Source organism: Haliscomenobacter sp. (assembly GCF_033763495.1).
Lineage (GTDB): Bacteria > Bacteroidota > Bacteroidia > Chitinophagales > Saprospiraceae > Haliscomenobacter.
Genome location: NZ_JANRKL010000259.1, coordinates 41583 through 53306, shown reverse-complemented (window position 1 = coordinate 53306; position 11724 = coordinate 41583). Strand labels below are relative to the sequence as shown.

Sequence of the window (11724 nt, the reverse complement as noted above, 5' to 3'; positions counted from 1 at the left end):
GGTATAAAGATAAAAAAAGAAGTGAGAAATGAAAAGTGAAAAGTGAAAAACTATAAATAATTTTTCACTTTTCACTTTTCACTTTTCACTTTTCACTTTTCACTTTTCACTTTTCACTTTTCACTTTTCACTTTTCACTTTTCACTTTTCACTTTTCACTTTTCACTTTTCACTTTTCACTTTTCACTTTAATGCATACACTCCTCCATCACTTGGTGGAAGCGATCGTGCAGTGAGGTGATGGCTTTGGTCAATTCTGCATCTGCAGGTTTGGTTTTTACAAACTTGACAATCGCTTTGGATTCTTTAGCCAGTAGTTTGATGGACGTTTTTACCCCGTCTTTTTGGTATTTTTCAGGGATAGCCGAAGCTTTTAGGACTTTGGCTTTTTCGGCCAATTCAGCAGAACGTTCCATCAATGGTTTGAGGTTGCCTTCTTCAGCAGGGTGGAGAGTTGCCGCCATTACTGAGTGGTAGGCATCCAGTTCATCCCAGCCAGTGGCTTTTTGAGCAAAAGAAAACTGGGCCAATCCCAGCAACAGCAATGCAAAAAAGTACTTTTTCATTGATTTGGTTTTATGAATTAATGAGTACAAAGATATTAGACTTCAATAGAAAAAAACGGTGGCATTCATCACCAAAGAATAAGTAACTGTGCCATAAACCGTCGTTTGGCGTCAAGATGCCCGCCGCCCAAATTTTGATACAAAGGCAGTTGATATTTCAACCCCAGCGACCAGCGATTGTTCAGGTAAAAGTCCAACCCAGTGTTGGCCGCCATTAATGAACCGCCCGTTGATTCTACTTCGGCGGCGCGTTGCCAATCGGTAGCACTTTTTTCAACATACAAGCCAGCATAAGGCATTAGGCCCAGGCTTTTGCTCAATTGTCGGATCAAAAATAAGTTGCCATTGCCACTAATTCGGGTGCCAAAGCGATAATCGTCCGCGTTTTTGCCATTCAATTTAACGCTGCCTTCCAGGTTCAAACCCCAGCCTTTCCAACGCAACGTATAATTGGAACTCAACAAATAATCCAAACTGCCGGTACCCAATTGAAAATTGGCGTTGTTCACTTGAGTCGCATCCGTTTCGGTATAACGAAACTGCCCAGTGGGTAATTTCAGCCCGCCCCCTACAAAAAGACTGTGTCGCCAGCCCTCCAGGTTATTTCCCCTTGCGGTATTCCACAGTTGGTAATTGGCCAAAAACAACACATCGCCCAAACCTTGAACCTTCATTTCGCGGTCGGTTTGCATGCGGTGGTTGAAGCTGAAGGGTACAAAACCCAGCAACTGTACCCGTGGATGCAGGTAATAGCGGGTGAACAACTCCGTGCTTTGAAAAATATCGTGTGCGCCATAAGGTACCAACCCTCCGTGCCCATCGTAAATGCTGTTGCGGTAGCGGACACCCAGGAAATTGTTGTTTTGTTGGGGCATGATGCCAAGGTAATAACCTCCGGCTGAACAGCCGCATACGTCACAAGCCCAAGTGTAGGAACAACTCAGGCTAAAAACGAGACTCAAAATCCAGGTGATTTTTGGCATGGCTCAATGGTTTATTGCTCCGACAATTTCCGATCGCGCAGAAAGGTATCGTCACTTAAGGTTTTTAAAAAAACCTTGATTTGTTCTTTTTCCTCATTGCTCAACTCGATGCCCAGTTTGCCGTTTTGCTTTAGGAGTGGGTCTAAAGTTGGCTGATCTTTGAGGCCCAGAGTATAATGCGTCAGCACTTCATCAAGGGTATAAAAGCGGCCATCGTGCATGTAAGGGCCAGTGTTGGCGACATTTCTTAAACTAGGTACCTTGAATTTGTAGTCGTCTTCATCGTTGAGGGTAATGCGGTAACGACCCCGGTCTTTGTTGAATTCGTGGCTCAGGCCATTGTTGCGAAAACTGAAATCGGAGAAGAGTTCTCCTTTGTGGCAGGAAGCACATTTTTGCTGAAACACCTGCATTCCGGCCAGTTCGGTCGTATTCAATTCCCCCCCGGCTTCCTTGCGCACATACTTGTCGTAGCGCGAATCGGCGGAAATGCACATCAACATGAATTGCGACATGGCCTTGAGCATGCGGTCGGTAGTCACTTCTGTGCTGCCAAAAGTGGCTTTAAACATGGGCGCATATTTACTGCTGTTGCGCACTTTTTCTACCGCTTTTTTTAAATCCTCATCCATTTCCAAGGGGTTTTCAATGGGCGCAATGGGCTGCAAATCCAAATCGTGCACCCCTCCGTCCCAAAAGAAGGTATTGTGCCAGGCCAGGTTCATGATCGGCGGGCTGTTGCGTTCACCCAACTGGTCGTCAATGCCGTGGCTGAGATCATGCCCGTGGTGGGTGAAGGCCGCACTTTGCTGATGACAGGAACCGCAGCTGATGCTTCCATCTCGCGAAAGAATAGGGTCGTAAAAAAGCGTACGCCCCAGTTCAAACCCAGCCCTACTGATCGGATTTTTCTTCAAGTCATAAACCGGTTCTGGAAAATTGGCTGGTTTGACAAAAGTAATTGCTTCCTGCTCGGCTTCGGGTTGGCAAGACCAAAGTAGGGCGGCAATAATGAGGATGAGATTGAGCATAGTCTTCATGGTAAATAGGCTTGAAAAACAGGAGTCATACCGAGTTTTGGGATGACAAACCGCGGATGCGGTTGAATTTAGAATAGCCCCGGTCGTCCGGGGTCATTTTGGTAGCAAAAGGTTTCGCAACCGCGGACGCGGTTGAACTTTTAGCTCAATTGAGTTCAACCACTGCCGTGGTTGCCGCCAATTTGACCCAACTATTTACCCCGGACGACCGGGGCTATTCTAAATTCAATCGCTCCGCGATTAGGGTTATCCCCGGTTTTGACTTTTCAAAAATTTGGGATGACGAACTGTTTATTCATTAATCATTGTGCACATGGTGCACCTGGAACATCTCCACGTAATTGTTGGCAATGTTCACGGAATAAGGGGCAAACATAACCGTGGTATTGGCTCCAATGCTCACTTTGCTACTGACTTCGAATGCCTTCAAGATGTCTACAATAATGTGTACTTGTGGGGTAATGCTGCTGCGAACGGTTGCTTTTTCGCCAGAAAAAGTACGGGTAATGGATTTGATGTTGTTGATGGTTTTGCTGTTCATCCCGCCAAATCCGCCGATGTGGTAGCGGAATTTTTTGTTGCCCGCTGCATCAGCAGTTGCTTGAGGAGACAAACCTTCCATCTTGAAAAAAATGTAACCCGAGTTCCAGCTCCAATACATGTTGTCGTCGCCGCTGTGGGCCGCAGGATCTAGAATGCCCGTACGTTTGGACAAGTCCATGGTGTTGCGCGCACTGTCGACACCTACTGTGAAGGAGACTTCACTGTAATCGCCCGCAGGAATGTTATTGAGTTTAATCTCCCGGGAGTCAGCCACGCTTTCTTTTACCAGAAAATAGCTGCTGTCTTGTGGTACAGTGTACACCGTTCCATCACTCTTTTTGAGCTTGATGTTGCTGATGTAATAGTTGAGTAAGGTCACATTGAACTGGTCTCCATTGGCATTGGTATAGGTCTGGGGGCCGTTCAATTGCAGGTTTTGAGAACCGACTACGTTGTCAAACTCCAGGATGATGCTACCCTTGTCGTTGGGGCCAAACTCAGCATCATCGTTTTTATCACAGGAAAAAGAGAGGACCAAAGTTGCCAGCACAGCAAGTGCCGCAAGGATATTTTTGAAATACATTGCTGTTGAATTGAATAGTTAAAAATGCCACACGCGCACAATAGCACAACAGCCAGGGCCGGATTATCCTTTGTGGCTTAGTGCCTTTGTGGCGAAATGAATGAAAATTGAAAATGGAATAGCCAGGGCAGGCTTCGCCCATGAAATTACAGCAATGTAACTGCGGGTGGTTTGATGAGGGCAAGCGTATGGAAAATGGATAGGGGAGTCTGGTAATAAAAATGCAGCTTGGACTGTACCTTGGAAAACACCTTAGGTAAGTGGATGGCAAAAGTTTGAAAAACGTACACCAGGTCTTTGCCCAGCAAATTTTCCAAGCCATTCACAAAATTGTCGTGCCCCTGGCGGTGTACCTCCCGCATTTTGGTCATCAGAAAACATTTGCCATTACAGCTCAGTTCTGGACGGTCCCTGTTGATACACAATTCCTTGGCAATGAAAGTCTGATTGGCTTTGAACCATACCCACACCAATCCCATTCTCCAGCTTGGCCAGAGGATCAGGATCAGGAAAAAGTAGGCAAAAAAGGTTCTCATCGCGTCGTTAATCGCACTTCAATTTGGGAAAATTGCTGTTATCGAGGCAAAGCTAAAGTTTGTGGCCAATTTTTAACAATGATTTTTGGAAAAAAAGAGTATGATAAAAGTCACTATTAAAAATAGGCCACAGTTCCCATTATTTCAACAAGGCTTGATCGGCCACATGCCCCGATTCGGGTGCACCCGCTGCAATCCATTGCCGCACAAATTCAATTTGGTTGGCCGTCAGTTTTAGCCCCCCAGTGGGCATTTTCTGCCCAAATTGATACGCAGAACCTTCCCAACTGATTTTTGCATAAAGGAAACTTTTGGCAGGATCACCTGGTTTGACAGACTTCAACCCAGCAGCTCTTGCCTGTGGATTGTGGCTGTCTTGATTAAGTAAACGTTGATAGGTTTTTTCATCGCCTAAGCCATGATGGCCAAAATCACCTTCCTTCGCGTGGCAACCGGATAAGGCGCAGGAGGTTTTAAAAATTTTTTCATAGATGAGGTTGTAACTGCCTTCGGGAGGGGTATAGCTCGGCTTAGCAGTTTCATCTTTTTTGCAAGCAATAGTGAACAAGAGGCTGGCAAAAACTGCCACGGCTATTTTTTTGGTTGAAAACATGTCAAGTGATTTAAATTTTGAAGAAAGAGGTTAAAGGACTATACCTTTAGAACCCGTAGCGAAGTCCTACGCGAAAGGTTTTATAGAGGTAAAGATTAGGCGCGCCTTCGGGATCAACGGGCATGTATTTCAAGGCCAGTAGCCAGTTGGCACCCACTTGAAAGTCGATAGGGTGGGCAGAAGATGGGGCAAAACGCCAACTCCATTGGATGTCAGGCCCCAGGGTTTGCCGCAAAAAACCTGGCGTTGAATTGTCGGTAGGTACCCATTTCCCTTCCTCGTAGGCGTAACGAATGTCTTTGGTTTTGGCCCTGCCAACGCGGTAAATAAAGCTTGGGGTGAGCCGGAGTTGACTGAATATTCGGATATCAGCTCCCAGGCGGGTACCCAGAAACAAATAGTTTTCAGAATAGGGATTCTGCCAAAATCCAGCGTGCAAATCCTGGAAAAGTCGGGTTTCTTTGCGTTTTCCTTCATCCCAGGTATGTTCAATGGCCAAGGAAAAACCGGGACGTATCGATACCGGATTGGTGGTTTGCAAGGAGCCTGCATCAATGGCAATACCCTTATCCTGGTGAAAGATGTTCAAGGTAGCAGCCCAAGGATTCGTGGTTTGCCCAAAACCCGCGACTGCATAGCTCAAGCAGAGGGCAAGGCATACAAATTTTATTTTCATAACATATGGCTTGAAACACCAGTGCTGGTGTTTTTTTTACAAGTAGAAGTAAAAGAAAATGCCCATTTCATCCTCGGAGGTTACCCCAAAACGGATTTCGCGGTTGGTGTCATTTTCATAGGTGATCATGGTGCGCACACCATTGCCTTTTTCGATTTCAATAAAGTCGGGCAGGTACACAAACTTGGGGTCATGCCAATTGTCGTTCGTGTACATCAGTTGCCCATCTTTGGGGCCGCCAACGTAGTACACTTCAAATTTTTTGCCCCGTTTGTGCATGTGGGAGAACAAGACCTTGAGTTTTCTTTTTTCAGGAAAGACATCGGTGTATTCAATGGTCGTGGTTTTTTTAGCAGGAAGCACCAGTACATCGATGTTGTCTGCGCTTTGTTGTTTTAAAAAATACTTTACTGCTGATTTGGGTTTGGTGTAAATGTTCATACTCACTTCCCCAAAAATGGTTTGATTCGATTTGTTGAAGTAGTGTGAGTTCAGATCGAGCGTTGAATTGGCGGCAATGGGCACAGCAAAACCTTCCGGGAATTCAACCCGTTGGTAGGGCGATGCAGCTTCGGCCAGCAAATTCATGTTTTCCATATTCGAAAAAGTATTGATGCGGCCATCAGCCTGATTTTGGTCCCGCATTTCGCCGATTTTGGGCAGCCCGGCCTTTTTTTCATCTTGGTACTGGTAAGCGATGACGTGATGCGAACCTTCGCGTTGTTTCACTTCATACCCCGACATGTAAATTTCTTCGGTGTTGCCGATGGGTACGCGCATGAACCATTCCCGTTCAAAATTGGCAGGAATGGGAAAGGCGGGAACGTGTAAATTGTAGCCCGTACCAGGATCTGGCTTTTTCAGGGGTACAAAATCCGAGGGGATGGTAGCTGGATCATAATCCCAAGGCTCAACCTTTACACAAGCATAAAGGGCAAGGCTTAGCAAAGAGAGTAGCAGGATGATTTTTGAAATGTTGGTTGCCATACTGAAATTGTTTTTCAATGGCTCAAAACTCCAAAATCATTCGGTCAGTGGTGTTCGAGGTTATAGATTGGAACAAGTTTATTGCAAAATAGAGCGGCTATTGGGTTCAAATTCGGGGTTTGATCTTTCCTGTTTTTGAAACTCAGTAGGCGAAATGCCTACGTTTTTTTTGAAGGCGGTATTGAAGGCGGTTTTGGAATTGAAACCAGCTTCAAAAGCAATCCCAACCATGGTGAGGTGGCTATGCTTTTTCGAAATGAGTAATTTTTTGCTTTCCTCGACGCGGTAACGATTGATGAATTGGGCAAAATTTTCACCAAAGCCCAGGTTGATCAACTCCGAAATTTCATGCAAACTCAAGTCCTGCTGTTTGGCCAATTCGGCAAGACTGATTTCGGGGTTTAGGTAGGGTTTGTTTTTTTCCATACTTTCCAAGAGCAAGGCTTTCAGTTGATCAAATTGATCTTCTGGAATGCGCTGACGCCGTGAGGACAATGACTCGTCCTGTTCTTCTAAAATTTTCTCGGCCTCTTCGGCTTGTTCGGGCGAAAAAGGGAAAACTTCTTTTTGTTGCAAAGAAAAATACCCTAAGGCATAAATGGCGATAAAATAAATGAATGAGTACTTATTTTCCGTTTGTTCGATGGGTAAGAAGAAGACTTCAAGCAACCAGGTTAACACCATTAAATCTACGCCGCATAAAAAATAAAACAACCATTTGAGTTGAAATTCTTCGGGGGTTGCGGTGAAATTTTCAATGTTTCGCTGGTGCCTGAGGAGAACCCTGAAAGAAAAAAACAAATAACCTACTATCTGCAAGACAATCAAGGCGATCACAATGACATCGGCAACCTCCAATTCAACAGCAGTGGTGCTTGGCTTAGCTTGAGCCACCTCGGGAGTAGACAGCCAAACCACGAAGTTCAGGGTCATCAACAACATACTTGGCGAAAAATGCCAAAGGTCTTTTATCCTGAAGTTTCGGTTGGGGGTCACAAATCGCAGAACACAGAGGTACAGCGTAGGGGCCAACACTAAAAAATTGAAGTTGAGCAATAAGATCAGCCAGTAAGGTTCTTCAGCAAAGCCATAAATTTTTAGGTTTCCATCAAAAAGCGCTGAACTCAGCAACAACAAAAAGAGCGCTAACCAACGGTTGGCAATGATGTTGACCTCACGGCGAACCGTAAGCACTAAAAAGGAAAGGAAAATGGCACTTCCCGTACTGAGCACATTGAGCAAAGTAAGCATGATCGGAATGACTTGTAGAACCTAAAGTTCTGTTGATGATTGATTCCCTTTAGATGGAAGAATTGTGGAGTGCCCCCTATTGGGTCAATGGTGAAAAGCGAATAGCGAATAGCGAAAAGATAGTACCTTTGTAGCGTTGTATGCGAAATTGCTATTCGCTATTATCTATTCGCTATTCGCTTAAAATTATGCGTTATTTCATCCTTTTCCTTTGCTGCTTTTTCAGTTATTCGCTACAGGCGCAAGCCCCTCATGGAGCCATACGAGGCATTTGGGTCACTGCACAGGACAGCGTTTTGGACTCCAAAACAAACATTCAAAAGGCTGTCGAAAATTGCAAAAAAGCGGGCATCAACAACATTTATGTCTCGACCTGGAATCGAGGGCGTACCCTCTATCCCAGTGCCATTATGATGGAACGTTTTGGGGTGGCTATTGATCCTCGTTTTGGCAAACGAGACCCCTTGAAGGAGTTGGTTGAGGCAGCCCATGCCGAAAAAATCAAGGTTCATGCCTGGTTTGAATACGGTTTTGCCTCTGCCCAGGGGGATTCGGGAGCTTATTTGCTAAAAAAATACCCCTACTACGCTGCCATAGGACCAGATGGGAAGGGAATTGAAAAAAATGGCCTTACCTGGATGAATGCTTTTCACCCCCTGGTGCAAAATTTTGTCAAAAGCCTGGTACTAGAGGTGGTGAAAAGGTACGATCTTGATGGCATTCAAGGCGACAACCGTTTGACCGCAGCTCCATCCCTGGCCGGTTATGATGCTTATACCCTTGCCGAATACAAAAAGGAACACGGGCGCCTTGCCCCACCAATTAATCATTTGGATAGCAACTGGATTCAATGGCGGGCACATCGTCTGAATAAGTTTGGCAAAGACTTGTATCAATCTGTCAAAGCCGCCAAGCCCAATGTGTTGGTCAGTATGGCACCCAATGTATACCCCTCGTCGCTTCAGGAATACCTCCAGGATTGGCCAAGTTGGCTGCGCGAAGGATATGTGGATTATGTAGTGGTGCAACTTTACAGCTACAAGTTGGACGAGTATGAAAAAATCTTGAAAGAAACGATTCAACAGGTCGGTAGTAAAAAAGGGCAGCTTTATGCAGGGGTGTTGATTGGCCTGGAGGACGGATATCGCGCCAAACCTGAACTATTAAAGGGCATGCTGGAGTTGAATCAAAAATACGACCTACCAGGGGAGCTGTTTTTCTATCACGCTGCTTTACCCAAGTCGGGGAAAATGTTAAAACGGTAGGTAAGCCCATTTGCCTGAGGTTATTTATTTGTATTAAGTCTAAATAAATTTTAATTTTGTGACCATACTTCGAATAACCTCTGCAAATTATGGCTACTCAAAAGAAAGGTTTCGACCCTATGAACATGAAACTCCCCTTTCCGCTCATGGTCATTGCGGGTAAAAAGCACAAAAAAAAGTGCTGCAAAAAATACAAAAAAGGGAATCGCTGTAAAAGTTGCCCCAACGGCTAAACTTTACTTCAGCTCAAATTCCCAGATCGGCAATATAAATTGCCAACAGCAAGAATAGGTGAGTTTTGTACATGGTCTCTTTGCTTTGAGCTGTAAAAAAGGGAATTTAGCTGAAAAACAACTTATTTTACAGCAGCTTTCATGATTTATTGCTAAAAAATCACCCACTATGACGCTCCACTTTTGGGCAATTGCAGCAATAGTTGCGGCAGCTCAAGGGCTTTTATTGACCGTTCTGCTTTTTTCATTGAAGGAGAATCGTTTGCCCAATCGAATCCTGGGTTTGTTGATGGCCCTGCTAGTGGTAACCCTGCTGGAGTGGGCATTGTGGTGGATGCATTGGATGGATCGTTTACCTGGCTTTAAAGTCATTAGTTATCCGCTCCAGCTTGGTTATGGGCCGCTGTTGTTTTTGTACTTTATGGCGACTTTTGAGCGCCCCAAAATGAGTGCGCAAAAACTGCTTTGGCACGCCATACCTTTTATATTCACCACTTTTTTGTTGTTGCCTTTTTATCTCCGCTTTTTTCCATCCCTTACCGCCTACCTAAGTTGGATTCCTGAATGGCCGCTAGTCCACTGGTATTTGATCCCGGTTTTTTTCCAAATGATCACTTATGGCATTTGGATGAAAATTATGCTAAAACCGCATGTCCAGAAAAACCAGGAGTTGAAACGTTGGAGCATCTGGTTGGTCAATGCGTATTGGGGCATTGTGTTGACCTTTTTGTACTACCGACTTTCACATGTTTTTGGTCTGCACGCCCCTCAATGGCGACAACTAGACGCAGTCAGTCTGACTTTTTTTATCTACCTCGTGGCCTGGCTGGGCTACATTGAGCCCAGGGTCTTTGCCGGGATGACCTTAAAAGAAGCGATCAAACCCATTAAGTACCGCAATTCGGTGCTCAGTGTAGAAAATTCCAGCGCACTTTTTCAGCGGATTTTGGAGTTGATGGAAACCCAAGAACTGTTTCGCGACAACCAACTTTCCCTGGACGGCTTGGCCCAAAAACTCAAGGCGCAACGCCATCACGTTTCGCAAGCCATCAACGAACAAGCGGGCAAAAGTTTTGCCGAGTTTGTGAATACCTACCGGGTCAAAGCGGCGCAAGAACTCCTGGCTGGCACCTCAAAACAAGAACTCAATGCCATTGAAGTTGCTTATCAAGTAGGATTTGGTACCAAAAATGCCTTTAACCTGGCTTTTAAAAAAATAACTGGCACTACTCCTTCTTCCTATCGCCGGATGCAGGAAAAGAAAGTCTAATCCCATCGGATTTCCCCTTTTTCCGACGATTTTTCCCTGCTGAACTTGAGTTTGAACTTTGTTTTGTACCACAAACAAACTCAAACTTAACTTCTGTATTATGAAAACATCTCGAAAAGAATTCATCCGCAGCGCCTTGGCAGCTTCTACTGGGCTAATGGTACCTTCATTCGTACAAGCCAATGCTTTAGATCGACCATTGGTTGAGCCTATTGACCTGGCCATTGTCAAGGAATTTGTGCTCAAGTCGCACAACGATTTTGTGCGGGTGCAAGAATTACTAGGGGAATATCCCCATTTGCTCAATGCCACGGTGGATTGGAAAGATGGAGATTTTGAAACGAGCATCGGAGCGATGGCACACATGGGCTATGTAGATCAGGTCAAATTTATGCTTGAAAAGGGCGCTCGGTTCGACATTTTTGTGCTCTCTCTTTTGGGGCAAACCGCCTTGGTGAAATCTTTAATCGAGGTGTATCCTCAGGCACTGCATTCAATCGGACCACATGGTTTTACCCTTTTGCACCATGCAAAAAAAGGTGGAGACAACGCTAAGGAATTGTATGAATACCTCCAGGAAAAGGGATTGAAAGATGAATTCATCAAAACCTTCAAGGATTAACAAGGTTTTTTAACAAAAAGAGTGGTTTGTTGTGGTTTTTTTAACAAAATAAGTTATTTTCAAGCCAAACAAATCAACAATGAAAAGAGTAACAGGTATTGGTGGGGTCTTTTTTAAATGCAAAGACCCCAACCAAGTCAAAGACTGGTACAAAACCCATTTGGGGATGGATACCAACGAATGGGGCGCCAGCTTCGAGTGGCGCAGCAGTGATAATCCTGAACAAAAAGGGTATACACAGTGGAGCCCTTTTACGGAGACTACCACTTATTTCGCTCCTTCCACCAAAGATTTTATGTTTAATTATCGGGTCGAAAACCTGGTGGCACTGGTTGAAATCTTGAAACAAGAGGGGGTGACAATACTGGATGAAATTGAGGAATTTGAATACGGCAAGTTTGTACACATCCTGGATTTGGAAGGCAATAAAATTGAGTTGTGGGAACCAATGGGTGAGTTATCTTAAAAATTGGCAGTGGGGCAGATCAAATGGTAAAGCTAGGCTAGACCCCAAACCCCATTGCTCGTTAAAACAAAAAAATATTCTTCAACTAAT

General features: G+C 44.8%; 13 protein-coding genes. 4 read left to right on the top strand and 9 right to left on the bottom strand.

The features are described from left to right. Positions 1 to 188: 188 nt before the first annotated feature. The 9 genes from SFV55_RS30120 to SFV55_RS30080 all read right to left on the bottom strand — a co-directional run bounded on the left by SFV55_RS30120 (position 189) and on the right by SFV55_RS30080 (position 7778). Positions 189 to 566 carry a hypothetical protein gene (locus SFV55_RS30120; RefSeq protein ID WP_320033319.1) on the bottom strand — a complete coding sequence of 126 codons (378 nt, stop codon included), beginning with the start codon at positions 564 to 566 and terminating at the stop codon, positions 189 to 191. 68 nt (positions 567 to 634) lie between these two features. Next, positions 635 to 1549, bottom strand: coding sequence for a hypothetical protein (locus tag SFV55_RS30115; protein ID WP_320033318.1), 915 nt, complete (start codon positions 1547 to 1549; stop codon positions 635 to 637). Between the two features lie 11 nt (positions 1550 to 1560). After that, positions 1561 to 2580 carry a cytochrome-c peroxidase gene (locus SFV55_RS30110; RefSeq protein ID WP_413776754.1) on the bottom strand — a complete coding sequence of 340 codons (1020 nt, stop codon included), beginning with the start codon at positions 2578 to 2580 and terminating at the stop codon, positions 1561 to 1563. 307 nt (positions 2581 to 2887) lie between these two features. Beyond that, positions 2888 to 3715 carry an MbnP family protein gene (locus SFV55_RS30105; RefSeq protein WP_320033316.1) on the bottom strand — a complete coding sequence of 276 codons (828 nt, stop codon included), beginning with the start codon at positions 3713 to 3715 and terminating at the stop codon, positions 2888 to 2890. Between the two features lie 146 nt (positions 3716 to 3861). Next, positions 3862 to 4251, bottom strand: coding sequence for a hypothetical protein (locus SFV55_RS30100; protein WP_320033315.1), 390 nt, complete (start codon positions 4249 to 4251; stop codon positions 3862 to 3864). Positions 4252 to 4390: 139 nt separating this feature from the next. Further along, entirely contained in the window at positions 4391 to 4864 is a 474-nt protein-coding gene (locus SFV55_RS30095) for a hypothetical protein (RefSeq protein WP_320033314.1), read from the bottom strand. 46 nt (positions 4865 to 4910) lie between these two features. Continuing rightward, entirely contained in the window at positions 4911 to 5540 is a 630-nt protein-coding gene (locus tag SFV55_RS30090) for a hypothetical protein (protein ID WP_320033313.1), read from the bottom strand. A gap of 36 nt (positions 5541 to 5576) precedes the next feature. After that, positions 5577 to 6527: a hypothetical protein gene (locus SFV55_RS30085; protein WP_320033312.1), complete on the bottom strand. Its 951-nt coding sequence runs from the start codon at positions 6525 to 6527 to the stop codon at positions 5577 to 5579. 78 nt (positions 6528 to 6605) lie between these two features. Next, the gene (locus tag SFV55_RS30080; RefSeq protein ID WP_320033311.1) at positions 6606 to 7778 is read right to left on the bottom strand and encodes a helix-turn-helix domain-containing protein; all 1173 of its coding nucleotides are present in this window, start codon (positions 7776 to 7778) and stop codon (positions 6606 to 6608) included. 188 nt (positions 7779 to 7966) lie between these two features. On the opposite strand from SFV55_RS30080, the gene SFV55_RS30075 reads away from it, so the two are divergent. The 4 genes from SFV55_RS30075 to SFV55_RS30060 all read left to right on the top strand — a co-directional run bounded on the left by SFV55_RS30075 (position 7967) and on the right by SFV55_RS30060 (position 11634). Next, positions 7967 to 9043 (top strand): glycoside hydrolase family 10 protein, encoded by a 1077-nt coding sequence (locus SFV55_RS30075; RefSeq protein ID WP_320033310.1) that lies wholly within the window; start codon positions 7967 to 7969, stop codon positions 9041 to 9043. A gap of 402 nt (positions 9044 to 9445) precedes the next feature. Next, on the top strand, positions 9446 to 10546 hold the full coding sequence (locus tag SFV55_RS30070) for an AraC family transcriptional regulator (protein ID WP_320033309.1): 1101 nt from the start codon (positions 9446 to 9448) through the stop codon (positions 10544 to 10546). A gap of 100 nt (positions 10547 to 10646) precedes the next feature. Beyond that, positions 10647 to 11168: a hypothetical protein gene (locus tag SFV55_RS30065; RefSeq protein ID WP_320033308.1), complete on the top strand. Its 522-nt coding sequence runs from the start codon at positions 10647 to 10649 to the stop codon at positions 11166 to 11168. Between the two features lie 79 nt (positions 11169 to 11247). Then, entirely contained in the window at positions 11248 to 11634 is a 387-nt protein-coding gene (locus SFV55_RS30060; RefSeq protein ID WP_320033307.1) for a VOC family protein, read from the top strand. Positions 11635 to 11724 lie beyond the last annotated feature (90 nt).